19 protein-coding genes are annotated in these 24,660 nt (G+C 37.6%); 1 reads left to right on the plus strand and 18 read right to left on the minus strand.

Translation table 11 applies throughout. The features are described from left to right. Positions 1-84 precede the first annotated feature (84 nt). The 18 genes from MKZ15_RS20775 to MKZ15_RS20860 form a co-directional block, all read right to left on the minus strand. Positions 85-1,881 (minus strand): hypothetical protein, encoded by a 1,797-nt coding sequence (locus MKZ15_RS20775; RefSeq protein WP_339817774.1) that lies wholly within the window; start codon positions 1,879-1,881, stop codon positions 85-87. A gap of 19 nt (positions 1,882-1,900) precedes the next feature. Further along, complete coding sequence (locus MKZ15_RS20780) at positions 1,901-3,202, minus strand: NAD(P)/FAD-dependent oxidoreductase (RefSeq protein WP_339817777.1); 1,302 nt, start codon at positions 3,200-3,202, stop codon at positions 1,901-1,903. 35 nt (positions 3,203-3,237) lie between these two features. Continuing rightward, on the minus strand, positions 3,238-4,158 hold the full coding sequence (locus MKZ15_RS20785; RefSeq protein ID WP_339817780.1) for an NAD(P)-dependent oxidoreductase: 921 nt from the start codon (positions 4,156-4,158) through the stop codon (positions 3,238-3,240). 66 nt (positions 4,159-4,224) lie between these two features. After that, positions 4,225-5,331 (minus strand): CDP-glucose 4,6-dehydratase, encoded by a 1,107-nt coding sequence (rfbG, locus tag MKZ15_RS20790; RefSeq protein ID WP_339822540.1) that lies wholly within the window; start codon positions 5,329-5,331, stop codon positions 4,225-4,227. Next, complete coding sequence (gene rfbF / locus MKZ15_RS20795; protein ID WP_339817783.1) at positions 5,328-6,134, minus strand: glucose-1-phosphate cytidylyltransferase; 807 nt, start codon at positions 6,132-6,134, stop codon at positions 5,328-5,330. Before rfbF ends, rfbG begins: the two co-directional genes overlap by 4 nt. Before the next feature lie 24 nt (positions 6,135-6,158). Then, on the minus strand, positions 6,159-7,121 hold the full coding sequence (locus MKZ15_RS20800) for a glycosyltransferase family 2 protein (RefSeq protein WP_339817786.1): 963 nt from the start codon (positions 7,119-7,121) through the stop codon (positions 6,159-6,161). Then, a complete protein-coding gene (locus tag MKZ15_RS20805; RefSeq protein WP_339817787.1) occupies positions 7,121-8,125 on the minus strand; it encodes a lysylphosphatidylglycerol synthase transmembrane domain-containing protein in 1,005 nt (334 codons plus the stop codon). The genes MKZ15_RS20800 and MKZ15_RS20805 overlap by 1 nt, the downstream gene beginning before the upstream one ends. 59 nt (positions 8,126-8,184) lie before the next feature. Continuing rightward, positions 8,185-10,401 carry a hypothetical protein gene (locus MKZ15_RS20810; protein ID WP_339817790.1) on the minus strand — a complete coding sequence of 739 codons (2,217 nt, stop codon included), beginning with the start codon at positions 10,399-10,401 and terminating at the stop codon, positions 8,185-8,187. A 27-nt stretch (positions 10,402-10,428) separates the two neighbouring features. Further along, positions 10,429-11,793: a glycosyltransferase family 4 protein gene (locus MKZ15_RS20815; RefSeq protein ID WP_339817793.1), complete on the minus strand. Its 1,365-nt coding sequence runs from the start codon at positions 11,791-11,793 to the stop codon at positions 10,429-10,431. An 11-nt stretch (positions 11,794-11,804) separates the two neighbouring features. Next, a complete protein-coding gene (locus tag MKZ15_RS20820) occupies positions 11,805-12,848 on the minus strand; it encodes a glycosyltransferase family 4 protein (protein WP_339817796.1) in 1,044 nt (347 codons plus the stop codon). 6 nt (positions 12,849-12,854) lie between these two features. Next, on the minus strand, positions 12,855-14,678 hold the full coding sequence (locus MKZ15_RS20825; protein ID WP_339817798.1) for a methyltransferase domain-containing protein: 1,824 nt from the start codon (positions 14,676-14,678) through the stop codon (positions 12,855-12,857). Continuing rightward, a complete protein-coding gene (locus MKZ15_RS20830) occupies positions 14,662-16,287 on the minus strand; it encodes an ABC transporter ATP-binding protein (protein WP_339817801.1) in 1,626 nt (541 codons plus the stop codon). Before MKZ15_RS20830 ends, MKZ15_RS20825 begins: the two co-directional genes overlap by 17 nt. After that, positions 16,274-16,981, minus strand: a complete 708-nt coding sequence (locus tag MKZ15_RS20835) for a hypothetical protein (RefSeq protein ID WP_339817803.1) — start codon at positions 16,979-16,981, stop codon at positions 16,274-16,276. Before MKZ15_RS20835 ends, MKZ15_RS20830 begins: the two co-directional genes overlap by 14 nt. A gap of 14 nt (positions 16,982-16,995) precedes the next feature. Next, positions 16,996-17,778 carry an ABC transporter permease gene (locus tag MKZ15_RS20840; RefSeq protein ID WP_339817806.1) on the minus strand — a complete coding sequence of 261 codons (783 nt, stop codon included), beginning with the start codon at positions 17,776-17,778 and terminating at the stop codon, positions 16,996-16,998. Further along, positions 17,760-18,719: a GDP-mannose 4,6-dehydratase gene (locus MKZ15_RS20845; RefSeq protein ID WP_339817809.1), complete on the minus strand. Its 960-nt coding sequence runs from the start codon at positions 18,717-18,719 to the stop codon at positions 17,760-17,762. Before MKZ15_RS20845 ends, MKZ15_RS20840 begins: the two co-directional genes overlap by 19 nt. A 10-nt stretch (positions 18,720-18,729) precedes the next feature. Beyond that, positions 18,730-19,695: a GDP-mannose 4,6-dehydratase gene (gmd, locus tag MKZ15_RS20850; protein ID WP_339817811.1), complete on the minus strand. Its 966-nt coding sequence runs from the start codon at positions 19,693-19,695 to the stop codon at positions 18,730-18,732. A gap of 36 nt (positions 19,696-19,731) precedes the next feature. Then, the gene (locus MKZ15_RS20855) at positions 19,732-20,808 is read right to left on the minus strand and encodes a mannose-1-phosphate guanylyltransferase (RefSeq protein WP_339817814.1); all 1,077 of its coding nucleotides are present in this window, start codon (positions 20,806-20,808) and stop codon (positions 19,732-19,734) included. A gap of 1 nt (position 20,809) precedes the next feature. Then, entirely contained in the window at positions 20,810-22,090 is a 1,281-nt protein-coding gene (locus MKZ15_RS20860) for a glycosyltransferase family 4 protein (RefSeq protein ID WP_339817816.1), read from the minus strand. Between the two features lie 109 nt (positions 22,091-22,199). On the opposite strand from MKZ15_RS20860, the gene MKZ15_RS20865 reads away from it, so the two are divergent. Continuing rightward, positions 22,200-24,656, plus strand: coding sequence for an O-antigen ligase family protein (locus MKZ15_RS20865; RefSeq protein WP_339817819.1), 2,457 nt, complete (start codon positions 22,200-22,202; stop codon positions 24,654-24,656). Positions 24,657-24,660 lie beyond the last annotated feature (4 nt).

Below are 24,660 nucleotides of genomic sequence, written 5' to 3' on the forward strand. Positions count from 1 at the left end.
TTCACTATTATCTCCAAATGATACTCCCCAAAAATTAACATAACATATCTCAAAAAGTCTAAAAACTTTAACTCTCTGGTTTTATTAATTCCATTTATAAACAATTAATTCCTCTAATTTAGTCTCCCCTATACCAGTGCCCCATCCTCCTAAACCAAACACTAGGGTTCCCTCACTAAAATCATTTACCCTTAAAAGCCCAAACACCTCCATTTCACCATTCAATAAAGGTATATCAATTATCTTATGAATACCGTATTGTGAGATGTGTACATTTTCAGCCTTTCCACTTATCACTGCTTTCAAAAGATACGTACCCTTCTCAAAATGTTTACTTAATAATAAACCAGCGTCTACTTTATCCTCGGCTATTACCTCAAAGTTATTAACATCAAAAGTTGCATTCATTCCATAAGGAGACCAATTCCCCATCTCTAAAGTAAATTCAACTGGATTTACAGCTCGATTCGAATCATCTTTTGCCAAATAATTCAAAAAAAATGAAGTTGGCTTTCCAATATACTGATTCCGGTAATCTTCCGGTGTATTGAATATTGTAAACCATCCGTCGCTAGATTGATTATGTTTGGTTAATGTACGTGAAATCTCCATAATGGGGGTAACTGTCCCAATAATAAGAAGTAAAACTAATAAGCTACTTCTAACCTTAGAGGATGCTTGTTTCAATGAGCTTATAAGAAATATAAACAAAACTAGCAAAGATGGGATTATTGAGCGCGTACCAAAATCGTTATTGCCACCGACAATATAAATAGGAACTATGGACATATAGAATACTGCGACAAACAACCATATTTTATGCTCTAATGATTTTCTGTACAACAAGATGAACAGTAAACCGAATTCCAAAACATAAAGCAAGGCTAAATTAGGCCATACCTCCAAAAAGTCAATATGATTCCAAATCCAACCAGTGTTCGAGGAAACAGCTCCCGATCCAGCCAGATAATAAAACCCAATAAAAAACAAAAGAACCGAAGCTGATAATATATTTGAAACAGAAAAAAGAGCCTTATATGATTTGACTGAAAAAAAAGACAAGAACAACAGCGGAAGCAATCCTATCATCACGAAAGGCGACCAAAGAGAGCTTAAGGCTACTATAAACACATTAAATTTGCTCTCTTTAGAAACCCATGAGTTATAAACTAATAAAGAAGTAAAGAGCCAACCGCTTATCGCATGTTGTGGTACCCAAAACAAAAGAGTTGTAAAGGAAGGGTATTGTTGCAAAACTTTCGCCCACCATTCAAGATGGTCCGAAAGATTCGGCAAGCTTTTATCTATTAAAATCCCCCCTAAAATATCCATCCCAGAAAATAAAATAAATACAAGAATAAATGAAAGTTTGAATTTCCCAATTATTCTAAAGAGCCAATATAATGAAAGAATCACCCCAAGTACCGTCCATAAATACATTGTTACATTGGCTATCGTCCATCCAAACAACTTACCGGCAAGTGCCGCCGGTAAATAGTAAGCCACATAGTAAACAAGCGGTGCTGAATTGGAGTAGTCAGTTGAATAATTATATATTACAGGCCATTCGTAATGGATTAAATCACGCAATATTGCATTGTGCTTAGAATAATCACTATTTTGATACGCGAACCCTCCTGTTCCCGATAAGTATACCCACAAGAAAACAAGTAACAAACCAAAAACAACACTATACCATTTTAGCTCAATATGCTGAGTCTCCTCTTTATTCCTAATAAAAAGGACACATCCGATTATTAATGCACATGAAGCCAATATTGAAAAAGTAGGGTTCAACCAACCAATTAAAAACAAAAAAATTGGCAAGGATAAATATAGAATTGTAGATGTTTTAACTATATTATGAAACTTATTATTCATTATAGGTGAACTCCAAAAGTTATTTAATAGTATCCACTACTTCTTTTCCTAACTTCACACTAAAATTCATTCCGCGATCGTTTGGATAAATTTGAGATGTATTGGCTAGATATAAGCCTTGTATCGGTGTTTTGTAAGCCGGTTTGATTTTAGAATACTGCATAGGCCAAATTGGCTGAGCAAACCGGTCTCTTGAAATTGTATAATTAATGATGGTTTCTTCATTGAAATCGGGGTATATCTTTTTGAGTGATTCAATATAAATTTCGATAATCCGGTTATCCGGCATATTCATAAATTCATGATTCGGATTTAGATACTTTGAAAAGTAAACAAGTGTCTTTTCTCCATAGTTCTCTTTCGGGATCAAATTAGTATGTTCTATTATCCCCCCAAAGGGTATTTCATTATCACTAATATTGAGCCAATAATATTTACTTAAGCTCTCTTTTAACTCCATAAGCACTACTAGTGCACAGTCATATTTAACTTGTTTAAGCGGTTCGACATATTCATCCGGAGCATTTTTGCAAAGATCAAGAAATACAGGAAGCGCGGCTGTACAAATCACAATATCGTACTTTTTAATTTCCCCGTTAATATTAAGCCCTTTACATTGCATATCCTCTATTACAATTTCTTTAATATCAGCATTCAAAATCACATTAGTTCCATTATGTTTAATACTTTCCAATAATTTTTTATTGAGAGTATGAAAGCCATCCTTCATATAGCCAAGCAATTCTTTACTCCCGCCTCCCGTTCTTGAACGAATTCTTTGAACTATTCTTTCCCAAATCCATACCGCTGGAATTTTATTGTAGTTTTCGCCGAATTTTATTCTAAGCATAGGCTTCCAAATTACTTCCCAGCCTTGTTTACCTACATAACGCGTCATAAACTCCTCGGTAGTCATACTTTCAAGTTTTGGAACATTCTTATATTGAGAAATAAACAAAGAGGAAACTCCGACCTTTAGGCGATTAATAAAACTCAGAGGTTTAAATCTTAATAGATCTACTGGGGTGGTAAAGGGATAGGATACCCCATCGTGATAATAGCCAACCTTTGAATCCGACCATATCAACGAATCCGAAACACCTAATTCTTCCGCTAAATCCAAGTAAAACTTATCATGGGTAAAAATGTGATGATAATATTTCTCTATATAGGTGTCTTCAATCGGTATTGTCCCGGCTAATCCTCCGACATCGCTTCCCTTTTCATAAATATCTACATCGGCACTTGTTCCAAATTTTTTATTTAAATAGTAGGCGGCAGACATCCCGGCAATCCCGCCGCCAATGATTGCGATTTTCATTTTGATGATCTCCTTCCGAAACTTTTTTAGAGTAGTTACTTGATTCCTTTTAGATCCTCGACTATTTTCCCAATACCTTTTTCCATACCAGTTTTTGGTCTCCAGCCTGTAACCTCAACTATCTTTGAATTCTCGCATCTGTAAGACATAATCTCACTCTCACGATATGGAATAGCTCCAAAGTTAAGTTTTGATGAAGAATTAGTGGCGCTTTTAATAATCTCTGCAATATTCCTCAGACTATGTTCCTCGCCTGAAGAAATATTGAAAATCTGGCCGGTATGATCCTGTAGTTGTGAAACAGCTACTAGCCCTTCCACAAAATCATCAACATAAATAAAATCTCTAGTTTGCATACCGTATGTCATATTAAACTCTTCATTGAGCAACATCTTCTTAATAGCCTGCATAATAAAAAACCGTTCGCTCTGGCCTGGCCCATAGATTAGAGATGGTCTCACTGTAATAATAGGCATGTTAAACATATTGGAAAACATTTTACACAATACGGCACTGGCTGCTTTCGTGCCGGAATAGATAGAAACCGGACTAGGAGGCATATCCTCCGTAAATGGTTGCTCATTCCAACCATACTCCTCACAAGAGCCAACGTTAACAAAAGAATCTACGGATGCGTTAGACTTCTTTAAGGCTGTTAGTAGGTTCATTGTTCCACCTATGTTGCTTTGAATCATTTCATCAAGATCATCAATTTCCCTACTTGGCTTAATATTGGCAGCTAGGTGAAATACTATTTGAGGATTTACTCTCTCTACAACTTCTGTTACTTCTCGTTTATTACTCAAATCCGCTATAAAAACATTAGCTTCTGTTGAAGGTGTTCTATGCAGTCCAAAAATATTAGTGTACCCTTTATTCGCTAACGCACTTACTAAATGCTTACCAACGAACCCATTTGAGCCTGTAATTAGGATTCTCTTCTCAGTCTCTTCCATCAAAAATATCTCCTTTCAGAATTAAAGACCTAAACAACCTGGATTGTTTAAGTCTTTGAATAAGCCTTAGTTAGCCCAAGAATTATTACCTTTTCTGGCATAGGAAATAAATTGGTTAATCTCATTGACGCAGAGCTCGTATACCTCTGTATCTTTGTACTTCTTGTACCAATCCACCACTAGTTCTATACACTGTTCCATATCTAATGTCGGCTTCCATTTAAGTAGAAATTTAGCTTTACTGCAATCCAAATTCAATAATTTTGCTTCATGCAGTTGTCCAGGAAGGGATTGATCACTCCAACTGCCTTGGCCGTAATTATCGATAACTTTCCCAACCACATCTGCAACAGTTATTATTGATTCGTCATTAGGCCCGAAATTCCAAGCTCCTGCATATTTCTCAGGATCACATTGCATTTGGGAGGCAAGCCATAAATAACCACTTAACGGTTCCAAGACATGTTGCCATGGACGAACAGAGTGGGGATTTCTTATTTCAATAGGACGGCCCGATTCAAGTGCCCTAATACAATCAGGGATAATCCGATTTTCGGACCAATCACCACCACCAATGACATTACCGGCCCTTACTGAGGCAACTACTTTCTGATGATTACTGTATGCAGAAGGGTTGAAGAAAGAGTTAATATAGGAACTAATTACAAGTTCAGAACAGCCCTTTGAAGCACTATAAGGATCATAGCCTCCCATAGGATCAGTTTCTTTATATCCCCAGATCCATTCTTTATTGTCGTAACATTTATCACTCGTAATATTCACGCATACCTTAACACTTTGTGTATTCCTTACGCATTCAAGGACATTAATTGTTCCCATTACGTTGTCTTCGAAAGTTTCCCGAGGAAATTCGTAAGAAAGCCGGACCAATGGCTGAGCAGCCAGATGGAAAACTATCTCCGGTTGATACTTTTCAAATACATCAGCCAGTTGCGTGTAGTTCTTTATATCCCCTCGAATATCTGTAATTCGATCCTTAAGATCCGATAGAACAAAGTTGTCATTATCAGTTTTTGGATCCAATGAGTATCCAATAACTTCTGCACCTAGTTCTTTTAACCAAATCGTGAGCCAAGAACCTTTAAATCCGGTATGTCCAGTTACTAGTACTCTTTTTCCTTTGTAAAAGTTTCCGAATGAATGGTACATCATAGCATATCCACCGTATTCCTTAAAGCAGCCCATGGGGCGGTATTCTCTTGCCATAATTTATTTAAGTAGTCCATATCTCTAACGGTATCCATGCACTGCCAGAAGCCATCATGTTTATACATCATAAGCTCTCCGTCTGCGGCCAGAGATTCAAGCGGCTCCTTCTCAAAAATGCAGTCTTCATCTTCTGAAACATAATTGAAAATCTCTTTATTAAAAACGAAAAAGCCGCCATTGATTCGGCCATCAGAAGTTTGAGGTTTCTCACTAAAACTCATGACCTGCTCACCCTCACATAATAGTTCGCCAAATCTTGCAGGGGGACGAACACCCAATACCGTTCCGATCTTGCCATGAGATAGATGAAAGTCGACTAAACGATTAATATCCACGTCACAAACTCCGTCTCCATAAGTGAGCATAAATATATCGTTATTAATATACTTTTCCATTTGTTTTATGCGGGAACCTGTCATATTGTCTTCGCCCGTATTCGCTAGCGTTACCTTCCATTCATTCTCTTGATGAGTATTATGAATGAACACATTCCCTTTTCTGCCCAAGTCGAGCGTAATGTCGCTTTGCATGTATTCATAGTTTAAAAAGTACTCTTTAATTTTGTGCCCTTTATATCCCAAGCAGATATTGAAATTATTATATCCATAAGAAGAATAGATCTTCATAATATGCCATAAAATCGGTCGCTCTCCTATTTCCACCATAGGCTTAGGCATTATTTCTGTCATTTCACGAATTCTGGTTCCTTTTCCCCCGCATAACAACACAACTGGAATGTTTTTCATAATCGAATAATCCCCCTTGTAATTTTAGTCCTGTTGCCCGTCAGTAGTCTTGTCTTTCTGGCTTATAACTTCTCTTATAATATACCGAGGTCTCTTCTTAACCTCATTAAAAATCCTGGCCACATATTCACCAATGATGCCCAAAGCCAATAATTGTGCTGCACCTAAAAATAAAATCAATACTATAATTGTAGAAAAGCCATAGGGTGTATCAGGTTTTAAAAAGTGCAGCAATACGTAATAAATTATTCCAGCTAACGAGATTAAAGTTAAAAAGAAAGCAGTAGTTGAAATCCATTCAAGAGGCTTATAGGAAAAATTAAAGATTCCCATTTTTGCCCACTTTAGATTAGCTAGGAAAGGTATGCTAGTATTTCCATGCTGACGGTCATCGCGGGTATATTCAATACCGATTTGTTTAAAGCCAACCCATGCACGAAGCCCTCTGAAAAACATTTCATTCTCGTTAAGCTGTTTAATTTCTTCGGCCACTCTTCGGTCAATTAAGCCAAAATCACCTGCATCTAGAGGAATATCAATGTAGGACATCTTCTTAAATAACCGATAAAAAGCTTTATATCCAATTCTTCGAGCCAAGGACCCTTTTCTTTTCTTCCTTACTCCGTAAACTACTTCATAACCTTCCTCCCACTTTTTTATGAATTGCTCTATCATTTCGGGAGGATCTTGAATGTCGCCATCAATTATAACAACTGCATCACCGGCAGCATTATTCAAGCCTGCAATGTTACTGGGTTGAGAACTTCCAAAGTTTCTCGACATTGTGATAGCTTTAACATTCTCATCAAATTCAATTATTTTGGAGATTTCATCTACTGTAGCATCCGTGCTGCAATTGTCTACATAAATTAATTCGAATGTATAGTTCGATAACTTCTCAAAAACAGCAGATACTCGTTCATACATCGGCTTAATGTTGTATTGCTCATTGTAAACTGGAACAATTATAGAAACTACTTTGTGCATTATTCTCCTCCGTAAACTTTTTCTTCCTCATCTTTAGATAATTTTGTGATGGACTTAAAAGAAAGTCCTTCTTTAAGCATGAATATAAAGCCTATGATTGTAATAGGGATATACTGTGTAATTCTAAGTATTACTGAATATCCCAATGCTAACTCTTTAATAATACCAAATACGCCTAAGGATTTACTTACAAAAAACTCAAAAGTTCCAATATATCCAGGCGATGATGGTATCATGATACCTAAATTGACAATTACAAGAGTGAATAATGCAATATATACCGTACTGGAAAAATCAAATGCTTCAGCAATAGCATAAAACAAACTAGCCTCCATAAGCCATATGAGTATAGAATAAAAAGCTATTGGTAAGAGTGCTCTTTTATTCTTAACAACCTCTAATCCTACTATTAATTTATCAATTAATGTGGACAACTTCGCATGGAGACGTTTAGGAAAAATTTTCAACCCCCAATTAACAAGCTGCATCGTTTTTGATCTAAAAGACACTATACCTACCGAAAATAATAAAGCTCCTAGAAACAGTAAAGTTGTTAAGATGCCTATTTGCTTAACCCAATCAGGAAACGGAAATAACAAAGCGGTAAAACCCAAAAAAAGAAGTAGCGTTATCCCATCGTAAATCCGTTCCAACAAGATTGTGGAAAAGGAAGCCGCAGCACTAATTTTGCCTTTTTTACTTACTAAATAGGCTCTTACGAACTCACCAATACGTAAAGGCAATAAATTATTTGCCATATAGCTAATTGATATAATAGGTAGTAGCTCTTTAGTTTTCATTGGTTTTATTCCTGATAAAATGTATTTCCATCTTATACTACGCACCCAATAACTCGAAATTTGGATTAATACAGCAGGAATAATAATAGTGTAGTTAATGCTATTAAACGCCTTACCTAAATCAGCTAGATTCAAGTTCCATCCTAACAGGAAAATAAAGAACACGCTAATCGCGATTCCAAAGATAACCTTAACTTTCTGCATTAAATCGCCCCTATTAAATACTGTGAAGTCATTTTTTATCAGCAAAAGGATATTCCATTTTATTGACTTTGAAAATCAATTATAGAGAAGCCTAATTCTCTGTCTTCGCCAGCAATTTTAACTGGTCCACTCCTCATTATTAACTCTAATTGGCTTTCCCCAGGGTCAATTTCAAGAGAAAGGTCGATTGGATTAGATTGGGTCGGTTCAATTACCAATTCTTTAATATGATTGCCATTATAAATTACATCAATGGCTTTTGACTCAGCTACTCCGGGAGGAAGACCCACACTGAAAATGAATCTAGCAATTTTCTTTTCATTATCAACAGAGGGATTAAACACGTTAATTTTCACATCACCGGAAGACCAATGCCAGCTTTGAGTTTCATTTTTTTCCAGACCATAGACACCTGAAATAAAATTCGAAATTACCTTTCCAGTCACCAATTCCATATTGGCAATTTTATTGGCTGCATGTTGATTGAACATAAGAGTTATTCCCTTACTATCGAAACTTAAATTGCGATTTTCTGCCGACATACTACCGCTAATGTATCCATCATCGGACCAATCGCTAACTAATTTGTTATTTTTCAAAAAATATGCAATCATCTGACGATGTTTTGTCAAGTCTGTTGACAGTGCAAGATTAATGGGCTTTTTCTCGTCTTTGTAAGTATCCATTAATTTATAGTATTCATTAATCGGATTCTCGTTGTTTCCAGTATACGTTCTCATTTGTTCAGTATTCATCAAAGAAAAGTGATAGGTAAAAACAAGAACTATAGGGATATATCCAAGAACTAAGAAAGTTGAAATGAATTTATTTATTTTGCTTTTATTCCAAAAATTATAAAGTGACAAGCCGATAATTGGCGGGAATATAAAAAACATATACTGTATTATTTTGTGGATATTCCAAGAATGACCGATTTTATCACTAAACCATGGATTGTCAGCAAAAAAGGTAAAACAGATCAACATAAGAATAAAGGAAGAGGCCACCAGGAATATCTGCCGCCGATACTGAGCCATATCTCTATTTAATATGAAATATTTCAAAACTATAAACAACAATAAAGAAGCTAAACACGAAACAACGAAAAACAGAAGGTGATGATTTAAAAATATTGAATTAGCATTGTATATTGGATTCAAGGAAAGAACCAATAGGAGATATTGCCACAAATCATAAGGTATATGCCAGCCCACGACAACACCAAGTTGATGTCTGATTGCCCCAATTGCTTTTATTAAACCTAAATTACTTAAAATACTTATTAATATAATTAAACCAACAACATTACTGAATACATACTTGTAACTTTTCGAAACTATTAAATGGAATACGAGCAGAAACAATACCGATAATGCTATAAAAGGCACGTATTCGCTATAAGTAATAACTATACTTGCGGAAACTAAAGAGGTTAATATGAGCATTTTCCATCTATCAGATGAACGTCCGGAATCCTCCCAAATATCTTTGTTAAGAAACAACATAAATGCGGCAGCGCCTAAAACTACGCCAAAAGCTTGCGGATAGAACCCCCACAAAGCACTGTTAATAGGTATACTTAAATGTATTGCTGTAAAAAAAACAGCAATCAAAGATGCTTTCGTAGGAATTTTAATTCCTTCTTTACAAAACAACCACATAACAACTACTAATAGAAACTGGCTTAAAGCAGTAACAGGCATATAGACTTCTAATGACATTTCGCGGTTAAATAATGCAGTCATAAAAGAGAGCAGAAATTGGGCCCCCATACGGTAACCCGCATCCTGGTACAATTTCATCTGAGTTAACCAAGGATAATAGGGATTTGGGTCTGCCGGTTGAAAATAACTATAATTCAATAAATAGTCTGCAATCGAGATGTAAGTGAAACCATCGGTATACGGATTAAAAGCTTTAAAATACAATATTGGAAATAAAATAATTAGCGACGAAATAAGACCACAAAACAACACTATGATTTGATATTTTCCCGGGATCCATTCACGTAATCTTTTATTTCTTATTTCACTTACTAATGCAATGATATCGATGATAACCGTAACCAGAAGCATATATAAATAGGAATCTTTCATTGAAAAACCTAAATAACTTACCCATGAACTAATAAGTATAAGCCATACTGCACCAAGTAAAAAAGTAAATAAGAATTTATAATCTCTAAGTTTTTTCCCAAGCAGAAAAACAGTCAACCAATACCCGGAAATAAAAACAACTACAACCAATAAAAGAAAAATCAATAGTTGATTCGGCACTAAATCTCAGCTCCAGATATAAATTAATTAAATCTTTTTTTCAAACGATTTGCTTACAATCCGTATCGAGTTATCAATCATTGTCTCCAAGTCAGGGCCAAAAGAATAATGTTTACTATTCATTTGAGAAATGTAGTTATTAATATATTGATTTAATCCTAACATTAAGTTATTTCCTTCGGTAGATATTCTGCTTACAAACATGTCATATTTATTGGCACAGATAGCCAAACTACTGTTATTTCTTACGTACTCTAAAATATTCAAAGATAATTGAGCTCTATCCGTTTGACTTACCTCATGCATTGAATTTACTAATTCGATGACTTCTGTACTTCCATATTCGATTTTATGGACTAATTTCTTTGGGAATTCTCTAAAACTTCCTATATTAGTTGTTATCACAGGCTTCCCATGCCCCATGATCTTAAGCAAACTAGCGGAATTCTCTCCTTGCGTTGGATATCTTAAATTAATACACATATCTGAAGCAGAAATATATTTATCAAAATCTTTGAGGTCAACGTAACCAGTAAAAACAACTTCATTCTCGAGCTTGTGCTTTTTAACAAGACCCTTTATAGGATATGAAGGCGAAACTTCTCCAACAATATAAAACTTCAAGTTTTTTATAGTTTGCTTGGATTTGATAACCGAAAGGGCCTCAATAATTTTATCTATTCTCTTTGTGGGGTTAGCATAACCCAATGAACTAATCACAAAATCTCCTTGATCAATACCTAGTTCTTCCCGAGCATCCTCTTTTTCTTTCTCCAGGTCCTCAAACTTACTAATATTTGGTGCAGGAATAGGAACAACCTCAATGGGGACATAACTCGCTTGTTTTCTCAACAAATCTTTAGCAAACTGCGAATGCACTATTATGCCCGCAGAATGATCCAGAATTCTTAAATTAAGTGGAAACTGCAGCGAATTATTCTCCCAAATCGGACCTATTTCGCCATTCAAAAAGCGGTTAGCTTCATCAAACCCTTCTTTCCCATGACAATATAACATTTCATCACGGTATCCATCTAAATTGCCTTGCTCCAATGTCTTAGCCGCAAAGAAATGATGAAGTGAATAGTCATGTAATACAACGATTCCAGGATATTTTAATATAAATTCATAAATTTCTTTGTGAGCTGCATAGTTGTTTCCCATATGATAAAGAATTGCACTGTATTGCTTCTCGTTATATCTTCTAGAAAATTCAGAATACTCCCTTATAACGAAGTTCTCTTTAATATTGGCGTTTTCAACTTGAAATCCATTTTCGACGTATACTTCTACGTCATAAACCTTAGACAACTCCGGCAATAGATCTTCACTGTAGTCAGAAATTCCTGATCGAATTGGATTTAACGGTGAAAAGTAAGCAATCTTTTTCAATATTTAAACCCCTATCTTATCGTCTCCGTCAAACGGTCTATAACATGATCCCAAGATATATGTTTTATAGATTCATATCCTGTATTTCCAAATTCTTTTGCAATCTCTTTATTATGATATAAATAATCAATTTTCATTGAAATCTGCGAGGAGTTTGACGAAACGTAACCATTAATATCATCTTTGACAAATTCCAGCACCCCGCCGGTGTCACCCAAAGTAATAACCGGTTTTGAAGATAAGAATGCCTCTAATGTTATATATCCATAATCTTCATCATACGGCGCAAAATAGACCGCCAAACAGTTCGCGTACAAATCAAGCAATTGCTTATCCTCAACAAATCCAAGGAATTCCACCCTATCTGACAAACCAAGTTTAGCTACTAGTCGTTGAAGATTTTCTCTTTCTGGTCCTTGTCCTGCTATTATACATTTAACATTAGGATTGGTACTTTTTAACGACTCTATTAATATATCTACTCTCTTAAGTTTGTCCAACCTGCCGACAGAAAGTATATAGTTCTCAAAATTATTAGTATAATATGAACCGATATGTTTAGGAGGATGATAAAGCACCTCGGAATCAATCTTGTTATATTTGGCTAACCGATCTGTTGTATTTTGAGCAATAGTATATATTCTTTTGGAAGCTGAAAGACTGTTATAATCATATCGGCTAACTAATTCTTTTATCGACAAACTTTCAGGAGAATAATCATAGTTACTATATTGTGTACCTAGCAAGTCATAAACTTGCCTAAATTGATGTACTAACCAGGTAACTTTATTCTTGTGTTCTATGCCATAGGAAGGGAATTTCGTACCAATAACCAAATCTATTTTTTCTCCATTACTCTCGGATAAATCTATGAATTTCCAATTCATCATGCTTTGGATAAGTTGTTCGTTCGGGTACCATTTGAAAGGAAGTTGAATTACATCAACAGAGTAGTTTCTGTTACGCAACTCTTTCTTCAAAGAGCTAATTAAGAGTTCAGCCCCACCTTTTACAAAGGGAACATGAGAATGACAAATAGCTATTTTCTTCTTCATTATCTACTATTCCTTCCCGAAGCATACAATGTTAGCAAGTGGTTCCATTAAGTCGCCGACTCTATCACTTGGTAAAAGAAGTTCACCCACAGGGATGTTATGAATTAATTTAAAACCATTGTCAGATAACTCATCTATTATTTCATTCATATGCCAAAATGCATCATAAACATTAAATACATGCCATTGATATCGATTTCTTAATTGGCATTCAACTAATTTGTTTGGAAAGTCGCATATTATCATCCCATTGGCACTCAATAAATCAAATAATTTCTTAAATATTTTCTTCCGATCACTATAATTATAGTGCCTAATAAATCTAAATATAGTAATAACATCAAACTTTTCGGTAGTTTTGAAATCAAAGATATCTTCCCTTACATATGTTAACTTTCCTTTACCTGAAAGTTTTTTTGCCGAGACAGATATCATAAAAGAAGAGTTTTCAACAGCAGTGCATCTACCATAACCAATCAACTCTTCCAATATTCTTCCTTCGCCTGACGCTATGTCAAGAATTGACGGATTTGAAATTGCAGCATAGTTTTTAACAAAAAAATGAATAGCGCTTTTCTCCAGTTTATTATAGGTTCTCATGGGATGATCAACAAACCGATCTTCATCATAATTTTCAGCAATGAATTTATCATTATAATATTTTTTCATTCCAACTCTTCCACTGACTAAATACTTCCCTTTTTCCTCCAGCATCTTTCTCCATTCACCTAGTTTGGGTGCAGCTTCTTGAGCGGTTAAATTCTTGTACAGGTCAAAATACTTTAACTTATTTTCAGCATCCAAATAAAACAATTCTTTTCCATATCTAAAAGCATTGTTTGCATATTCATCATAATTTTCGACTAATTTCTCGACACACAATTTCAAACTATCGACATTAGGTTCTCCTGTAACTCCCATGCCATAAGTTTCAACCTGTCGAGCTAATCCCACAACATTCGTAACAATAGCAGGAATACCAAGAATTAGGCTTTCAATAAGCGACAACGGGCTTGAGTGATTGTTCTCATATGTCACGTATGGCAAAATAATAGTATCAACATCGCTATAGAAGTCAACCATATTCAAGTAACCTTCACGCACATGAAGATTAGTAAGGTTCCTCTGCTCAATTTCCTGATAAAGCTTACCTGTATCATTTGATCTCCAGGAAATTTTAAAAGTATATCCTCTACAAATAGAGGCTAGCTCCAAAATCAAGTCCATGCCTCTCTGAACCCAAGTATCCGAAGTCATTGGTGAAGAAGCAAATCCTATAGTGAAATTGTTGTTTCTCTTTTTCTTTACTTCTCCCCATTGAATGTTACTAAAATTATTGATAAAAGTAGAACGCAGGCCGTACGAAGATAAATTATTTTTAACAGCTTCAGATTGACTTATAATTTGCAAATTACCTACATCAATGGCATGTGAGAGATGTTCGAGGAATTGCTCATCAGTTCTCTTTAAAGGCTCCATGCCGGTTACATTAAATAAAGTAACCCTGTTATCTGTATCATAATTTTTTTCGAATAATTGATACGCATCTAGATCATCATGAAAAATATGGATAAGGTCCGGATTATATTTAGATATCAGTTGGGAAAAATTATAAGACCAGTAATAGACATTTTCATTTTTATCATAAATTTCAACGTTGTCCTTAAGATCACTTTCCAATGAAACAAACCTGTATTCAAAATTACGAAAGCTTCCTGAGAATTCGCTATAATAAGTCATCGCTTCTTTTTTTATGGCTTCAATGTCCTTCTCGTCCTTATAACTAAAACAAAAGAAGTAAATTAACGGTCTACTATTGTTTAGTGACATAATGTTTCGATTCAGCTCCTAAGTTAAGATTGGCCAGACCTAAACATGGTATCTCTGAGATGACTCTAATAAACGTAGTATCTATCATCCGATCGATAGTAACTACGTCCCCTCCACTTTGATCAGTTATGCCAAAACTTAAAAAATAGCTTCCTTCATTTAGATAAAGAGGGAGTATCAAGTCATAGCATACATTGTCCCCATTATTTAATTTATCTATTGAACTATTTAGAAGCTTCGAGTTGGTTCCGAATACTTCGATTCCATTTATAGTTTTGATAATCACTCCGAATACTGGAGTAATAATTGTGTCATTCACCTTTACCTTGAGCCGAATGTTGATTTTATCCCCTGATCGGTAAACCGTTGATTCTTTTCCAGCTTGATCAAATAATGCATATTCTGTAATCTTCGCTTTACCGTTCCCATATCTCAACTTTTGTTGGTCGTCTTGACTTTTCTCAGCCACTTGAAGGTTTGCAGTCAGGGACATTTTTTGATAATAGTTCACGACTTCATTGGAACTACCCTCGAATATCAGGCTCCCATCATAAATGATCCCTACCCGATCACAAAGTGCCCTTACAGCATTTAAATCATGCGTTACAAGGATAATCGTTTTACCCAAGGCCTTAAATTCCTCAAACTTTGAATAGCATTTTCTTTGAAACACTTCGTCGCCAACAGCAAGTGCTTCATCTATAATCAGAACATCCGGATCCACATGAATAGCCAGAGAAAATGCCAACCTAACGTACATACCACTTGAGTAGCTTTTCACGGGTTTATCGAAAAACTCCCCGATATCAGCAAACTCTTTGATCGATTCCATCTTACTCTCGATCTCATGTCCTGGAATATTGTATAAATAACTATTATAAATTACATTTTGTCTTCCCGTTAATTCAGGGTGAAAACCTGCGCCAAGTTCCAGCAATGCAGCTATTCTTCCATTAACACGAAATACCCCCTGAGTGTGATGCTTTGTTTGCGCAAGTATGCTAAGAAGTGTGCTTTTACCCGAACCATTAAATCCGATGATTCCGTAGGTTTCCCCTTTGTTGACCTTAAATGATATATTTTTTAACGCCCAAAAGTCTTGATGTTTTTTAATGATTCCAGCAGACACTAATTCGGTCAACTTTGAACTATTGCGAGAGTATAGTTTGAACTTTTTAGATAGTCCTTCACAAATTATCGCAACTTCATCATTAATTTCTTGGATATCTCCGGTTTTTTTTACAAGATTCACTTTCTTTGCAATCGTTTCCGACCCGTAGTCCTTAAACCAGGCGTCTCCTTCTCGCACCAAATCCCATTCAATATCAAGTTCTTTAAGTTTGGAATATATAATAAAGTTACACTTTAGCAGTACGCTCTCTCCAGGAGAAATGTTATAAGGCAGTTTTGTTCGAATCCCTTCTACTACTGCCCCTTTCTCATTAATATAATGATATCCAATCAGCACAGGATGATCCTTGCTATAGGCATACCAAACCTCGTCACCTATATTCGTTATCATTAACGAAATCGAACTCATTTTTCCAGAACTCGTAGTAGCTCGCGTCTCTTGATCAAGGGAAACTATTCGTGCATTATATTTGGCCATTTGTTTTCAACCTACTTATGTTCATTCTTTCAAAAGCTTCGAGCACTTCCTTTTCCAGCTCTAAATTATCCGGGTCTTCCCTTAACGCAAGTAAAAGCAGATGATACCTCTCAATTTCATTGTAGTGATTGCCTGCGTAAAGGGCCAAATCCCTATAAACATTACTTTTAATTTCCACATGCAATTCTGATTTTAACTTTTGCACCTGTTCATGAATTTGCATATCCACCTTAGACTGTAGCTCATGCTCATAATACCGACGGATGCTTTCTGCATTAGAAGCAACAACTTCCTGAAGCGAACCCTTTAACTCATCGACTATTTCATCAACCGTTTCCTCAGATATTCTCTTGAAGGTTCCCTTAACATTTTCAACCGTGTCTGATAAGTTGTGATCCACAACATAAAAATGATCAATAACTTTTTGATTGAAGTGAATCTGTCTCATAAAAATTGGACGTAAAAGTTTTCTCAAGCCCTTCTTAACCATAACAATAAACTTACCCAAGAACTTTCGGTGCGAGAAATACTCCACTTCCAAAATATTATGGGATTCTATCAGCGGTCTCAACAGAGAAGCATTTGAGTCGCTGGGTCTGGTATCTTTTTCAGGAAAATGAAGATCAGCTTTATAAAGTATCCTTTCCTTGATGCGTTTCTTCAATTGCTCCTCATCAAAATTAAGTTTATCCATGGTTGACCTCCTACTTAAATCAGATCGGATATTTCATTTATCATTCTTTTATAAACAATCCAGCCAAATAGGAAGGTTATTAACGAAATCAATAACATAGCCATGATATTCACAATATGCCCACGCAACACTAAAGATTGATACGATTCAATAAAATAATAAAGGGGATTGAATGACATCGTCTTCTTCAATCCATCCGGTAAAATATCTAAAACATATACGATCGGCGTGAGCCAAAACCACACTTGGATCAAAATTGATGTGATTTGGTTCAGATCTCTAAAGTGCACGTTAAATACGGATAGTATTAATCCAATGCCTGTGCAAAACACCTGTTGCAACAGAATAATTAAAAAAACAACAATATAATTCAGATGCAAATCATATCCTATACCAACGAGAACTAATAATAAGAGGGAATAATTAATGATTAGTTCTATGATGGATGAAACAGTTATGGAGAATACCAAAATTGTTTTAGGAAAATATATTTTCTTTACGATATTCGCATTGTCGACAAAAACATTCTGAAATTTGATTAGTGTAGCATTAAAGATTGTCCAAGCGAGTATTCCCGAACTTAAATAAACGCTATAATCAAACGTGTTCGTCATACCGGGTAATTTGGCAGCCATGATTTGAGAGAATACCGTAGTATAAATAAGAATATAAGCTATAGGAAGAATTAGGTTCCATAGTAAGCCAAATACCGAACCGGCATATTTATTACGAAAATCCCGCTTCACCATATCCCAAATCATATAAAGGGTTCCACTATTCATAAGTTTTCTAACCACTCTTCTTTTCTGATCTCCTCAAGAACATCTTCCAGACTTTGAGTTAACTCGATGCTTCTTGCCCATGAAGTATGCTCGATAATCTTTTCGTTACTCCCATAATATATTGGAATATCGATCGGCCGTAGTTTGCCGGGATCTTCTTCAATCTGAATTTGACTTGAAGATAATGAAATTAGGATTTCTAGCAAATCAGAAATAACCACAGGTTTTCCAGAACATATATTGTAAGTTTGTCCTTTCAAACCTCTTCTTGAAATCAATTCATACCCTTCCACTATATCCCTAACATCTGTAAAGTCCCTTTTAGATGATAGATTACCCACAGAAATAATCGGCTTTTGGATTCCTTTTTCAATTTTTGCGACTTGGTAAGCGAAGTCAGGAACTACGAAGCCTCGTCTTTGACCAGGTCCGATATGATTGAATGGTCTCACATGGATAATATCCATATCAAAAGCCTCATAAAATTGCCGAGCAAGCAATGCGACACTATGTTTCGATACCCCGTATGGATTGCTCGGATGAGGGAATGATTCTTCTTTTATTGGAAATTCCATTTCTTTATAGAACCCATACTCTTCAGAAGAGCCTACGCTAATTATCCGTATATTTTTAGATACTTGCTTGACAGCTTCAAACAGATACAACGCAGTCATGGTGTTAGATAGAAAGGCAAGACTAGGTTGCTCCCAAGCAATTTTCACATTACTTTGTGAAGCCAGATGAAAAACAACATCTGGCTTGACTTCATTTAAAATCCGAATCCAACTATCTTTATTATCTAGTTGAGTAACAACCAACCCATTGATCATGTTAACTGGCATAAAAAAGCCAGGAGATCTCGTTGTTCCATATACTTTATAGTTTTTACATTTTAGTAACCGAGCAAGGTGGCGCCCCGCAAAACCGTTCACTCCAGTAATTAATGCCGTTTGCATAATAGGCTCCTTACTGCTGGTTTAATTTATCTAAGTCACTATCCACCATCATTTTAACCAAATCCTCAAAGCCAACCTCCAGTTTCCATTCCAGTGATTTTTGTGCTTTTGAACTGTCTCCCAGAAGCAAGTCGACTTCGGCCGGACGGACGAATTTAGGATCAATAACCACATAATCTCTCCAATTCAACCCCGCATGGCCAAAAGCGATTTCAACTAGTTCTTGAACGGTATGTGTTTCGCCTGTCGAAATGACGTAATCATCCGGCTTATCTTGCTGCAGCATAAGCCACATAGCTTTCACATAGTCACCAGCAAAGCCCCAGTCACGTTTTGCATCAAGGTTCCCCATTCTAAGTTCACTTTGGAGACCAAGTTTAATTCTCGCAACCGCATCCGTAACTTTACGTGTGACGAATTCAACACCTCGACGAGGCGATTCATGGTTAAACAGAATGCCAGAACATGCAAACATATCATAGCTTTCACGATAATTCACAGTAATCCAGTGACCATACACTTTCGCTACGCCATATGGACTCCGTGGATAAAAAGGAGTTGTTTCCTTTTGTGGAGTTTCAACGACTTTACCAAACATTTCACTACTTGAAGCTTGGTAGAACTTAGCTTCTGGCTTCGTCAATCTAACCGCTTCAAGGATATTCGTAACACCAAGAGCCGTCGCTTGTCCGGTCAGGACAGGCTGTTCCCAAGATGTCGCCACGAATGATTGAGCAGCAAGGTTGTAAACTTCATTCGGATTTGATCTCTTTACCGCGTTAATTAGCGACCCCTGGTCCAGCAAATCCCCTTCAATAAACTCAATCTCATTTTTAATGTGTTCAATGTTATCCATCAACGGTGTGCTGGTTCTGCGGCGAAGGCCATATACTTTATAGCCCTTCTCAAGAAGCAGCTCAGCCAGGTAAGATCCGTCTTGACCTGTAATCCCTGTAATTAGCGCGTTTTTAGCCATGCTTGTTTTCTCTCCATTCATCATCATTTATATCGATTATAAGTACTGCTCTAATTTCTGCATACGAAGTTCCTTAAGCAGCAATTTAACCTCCTGTGCCTTATCCTTACTGCATATCAAAGTTACATCCTCTGTATCGACAATAATTAGGTCCTCAATCCCTAGTGTAGCGATTAGTTTTCCGTTACTTTCAATAATGCAGCGTTTAGTATCTAGATTCAATATATTCCCTTTAATCACATTTCCATTTTCGTCTAGTTCGTTGATTCGCTCCAATGCTGTCCAACTACCAACATCATCCCACCCAAATATGCATGGGATTACATAGATGTCTGTAACCTTCTCCATGATGCCATAGTCTATCGATTGGTCCGGCATCTTGGCAAATTCAGATTCGATGACTTTCGACTGTTCGGAAGTACCAAACGCTATTCGCATCGTTTCCAGTATATCATGCATCTCTGGCATGAGTTTTTGGATATATTTTCGTATTACCTCGGTTCTCCATACAAAAATGCCGCTGTTCCAATAGTAGTTCCCGGATCGCAAATAGGACTCTGCCGTTGACAGATCAGGTTTCTCAACAAACTTATTTACTTTAAGTACATCTAACTCATTGATGACTTGCTTATCATTCGTGCTTTCTATATACCCATATCCCGTCTCGGGGTAGGCCGGTTGAATCCCCAATGTCACAAGGCTCTTGTTGTCTTGCGCTGCCTCGACGGCTGTTCTCAGTATCTTTACGAAGCCTTCTTCGTTTTCAATAATATGATCCGACGGCAGCACGATCATGGTGCTGTCTGGAAACTTTTCTTCAATTAATATTGATGCCAATCCAATGCAAGGGGCCGTATTTCGCCCGATAGGTTCGATAATGATATTGTCATGCGGTAAGTGTGGGATTTGGGCCTTTATCAGTTCAGCATACAAACCATTCGTTACAATAAATACCTGACTGATATCTACCAACTTTTCCAAACGAGCTATGGATTGTTGGATCATCGATTTATTTCCGGAAATGTTCAAAAACTGTTTAGGGAGATTGGTTCTGCTTTTTGGCCAAAACCGTTCTCCCTTTCCCCCGGCCATGATCACGCAAGTAATTGTCATGTTAACCTCCAAATTTCCACAAGTGGATATAATCAAGCCGTTGCTGAATCAGTTTACCGACCGCTTCTGGCGAGTAATTCTCTTTAATGTATTTCTCACCGTTAGCTGCGATCATCCGATAATATCCCTTATCATTTACTAGCTTCTTCATATAATTTGCAGCATGTTCAACATTCGGATCAGCCCAATTTTGATAGGCCTTATACGGCCCCTGGTCCTTTCCAACCTGTATCAACTCATAGTCAACCAAGCAGGAATTATTATGATCCATAAAATCGGTATTCGAAGACCAGTTCGTACCAATAACCGGTTTTCGTAAATACATCGCTTCAGCCAACCCTAAACCAAAACCTTCGCTTCTATGTAATGAAACAAAGCAATCGGTTAAGGAGAGAAGTGCATTTATATCGTTACGGCTGATGGTTTCTTTTATTAAGTATATATTTTCATAGTTTTCTATAAGTGTATCCAATGCATCCAAGCCGTTTAAATTGCTCTTAAAACAATTTACTTTAATGACGAGTCCAACATTCATGTCGTCCGGCTGAAATGCCGCTTTAAATGCGTTAATCGCAGCCTCTGGATTTTTGCGATCTTGATAGCTCTTCACATCATACATAGAAAGGAACAAAAAGGGGCTTTTCGGCAAACCAAAATACTCCCGCTCACGCGGCTCCACAACCTTAACCTCGATAGAATGTGGAATTTTCACTACGGGAACCGGGCTTTTCACGGAAATGGAATCTGCAACAAAGGTGGACGGGACCCATACTTCATCCACAAGGTTAAAACTCTCAAGCCATTCATCCGGGAAGTCAGGAAGTTCCCAATGCCAGTAACCGATGTTATACCTCCCATTAAAAAAGGAGTTACCGTAATTAGCGTAGATCTCCATCATCTGTTCTGCGTTAATATGAATTAAGTTGACGTTGTACTCAAGTTGTAAAACTTCTTTATGCGACCATGTGAGGTCTGACATCCTCGCGCTATTCGTTCCCGTAAAGTTGATGATCCCATAAGGAATGTCAACGGCATTTAAATTCCTCGCTGCAATTCTACAAGACTCTCCGATCCCCATCTCTGCCCTGGCATATCCAACCAAATTAACACCTTTGGGATAACTGGAAATCATTAGCCGTGAAGGCTGGTTATCAATCGGAAAGGCTCTCTTTAGCAATAACCTTTTAACCCGTTGCCTGGCTCCAAGCGGTAGAAAGACTTTGATTATCGGCATAAATAATACTGCGATTTTATACAATATTCGAAAAAACGTATTTTTCATCTTGAACACCACCAAATTGTTAACATTTAGCAAAAAGATGGAAATCTAGCTCCCCATCTATCAATATGCTAAAATAAATGTCGTATCTATTCGCAAAGGAGATAAACACGTGTCGAAACCAGTATACGGGAAAATGGTCGAAGCGTCGAGAAACGGGGAAAAGTTACCTACGACGCTCTTGGTGTTGTTGATCGGTTTGATTCTGTTCTTGGTCTGGGCTCCGTTCCAGGCTGGATTGTTTAATGGACTTGTTCTTGACTTTGAGAAGCCAATTTATTGGGCGGTTCTCATTGGAAGTCTTCTGATGCTAGGCTGGGTTGCCGCCTACTTCAAAAGCCTCAAGCTGGAAGACCAGCGGGATTGGACGGCCCTATTCGTTATGCTTATTCCCATAACTTACATTATCGCACTGATTCCGGCAGCAAGCCAGTACTTTGCTTCCAATATGGTGCTAATTCAGTCGCTTTATGCCTTTATGTTTGTCATTTCTTTGTATTTGCTGCAAAACCGGAAGTCGAACCGCATTGTCGAAACGACAGTGATTACGATTGGATATATCGTCGTGCTTTTCGGTTTGTTCAACTGGCTCGGTCAAGGAAGAACCGTATCGGCCATCGTAGGCTGGTTTACAGGGACTGTTGTTAACGGGCAATACACGCAGGCTATTTGGGTGGATTCTAACGGTCCGCGGCTTGCATCGGTGTTCCAATACCCGAATACGTATGCGGCCTTTTTGATGGCATTTTTTTTCGTAGCCGTCTTCGCCATTACACGTTCGAAAAGATGGTATAGCCAAGCAATCCATGCATTTATGCTCGTACCGATTGCCCTTTCGATTCTACTGACGTTATCCAGGGGCGGTTTGGTGTTCCTGCCAATCGTGTTTATCGTCTTGTTGTTGTTCTTGAAGCCTGCTAAGCAGATCCTCTGGATTGTGTACTGCTTGATAGCCGGAGTCAGCACGCTGATGATTGCAAAGCCCGTTACAGAACTGGGGCAACAGTTCCATCTGGGACAGATCGGCGATCCGGCCAAAGGATGGTTTTATGTCTTGGCCGCTTCGATCGTATTGGCTGTTATGGCTTGGCTGATTCAACGTTTTGTTGCTCCTCGTTTAGAGAACGGAACTGGGAAATGGGCGAGCAAGAAGCTTGCCAACTTATGGCTGCCTCTGGTCTCGGTTATTGCAGTAGCTGTTTTGGCCGCGTTGTTCCTCGGGACGAACTTGAAACATGTATTACCTGGTAATATTGGGGAACGTTTAGAAAACCTGAACCTCCAGCAGCACAGCTTCCTGGAACGGATGACTTTCTATAAAGATGCGGCAAAAGTTGTCAAAGACTACCCGATCATCGGGGCTGGCGGCGGTGCCTGGGCTTCGATCTATGAAAAATACCAAAACAACCCGTACACCAGCCGTCAAGCGCATAGCTTTGTGATGCAGTACCTCGTTGAGGTCGGAATTCTAGGCTTCCTCGTAATGGCTGCTTTTCTAATCTTTATTTTTTATAAGTATATTCGTGGCTATGTCAAAGCAGATGAGCAAAAACGGGAGTCGTACTTCGTATACTTCATCATCGTCCTGTCTGTCCTAATGCACAGCTTGATGGACTTTAACATGAGTTACGTTTTTCTAGGCATCCTAGTGTTCTTAGGGCTTGCGGGTATGGCAGCGGCAATGGACAACCGTCCAGTCGAAAAATTCTCCGTTAAACCAGGCACGATGCGCGGCTTGTACAGCACGTTGATGGTGATCGCCTCCTTGATCTTAATCTTTGTATCGATCCGGAACATCCAATCAGCCGGGGCGGCGGCCAAAGGTAAAGAGCTGATCACGACTAGCACGGACTTCCAGGAAATCAAGGCCCCACTGGATGATGCACTCAAGAAACGCAGCGGCCAACCGGATGCGGTGCTGTATCTGAGCTCTCTGCTGCAGGCCGGGTTTGATCAAACCCAAGATGAAGCGTTCTACAATCAGGAGCAGACCCTCCTTACGAATGCGCTAAAAAAAGAACCGTTCAACAAGGACATGTACAAACAGCTAGTTAAGCTTTATCAATCCAAAGGCGAATACGACAAAGCGTATGCGGTGTACCGCGATAATGCCGATCGTTATGCTTATGATATGAGCTGGTACGAGAACCTGATTGTTCAATCCTATGAGTTGGGGTATCAAAAGCTTGGTGAACAGGATACTTCTCAGAAGGAGCAATATTTTCAAACCGGGCTGGCTGCCTATCAGCATGTTGTAGATGGGGTAGAGCACCTGAAGACATTGCCTAAAGGGCAAATGCAAGGGAATCCGTTTGAGATCACGCAACCGATGGTCCTGAATGCTGGTAAAATGCAATCTATGATGAATGAACCGGCCAAGGCGGCGGAAATTTTCAAAATCGGGATTAAGGATGATTTGACCGATGCCACGAACCGCGAGATTGCCCGTTGGTATCTGGCTGCCTTGCAGAAAACCGGTGCTAGCGATCAGGCCGTATATGACCGGTTGCTGCAAGTCGATCCATCCGAGAGGGATTCGATTGAGCAATTAGCTAACCTGACGTTTTAATTAA

Source organism: Paenibacillus sp. FSL R7-0216, from assembly GCF_037969915.1.
Classification (GTDB): domain Bacteria; phylum Bacillota; class Bacilli; order Paenibacillales; family Paenibacillaceae; genus Fontibacillus; species Fontibacillus rhizolycopersici.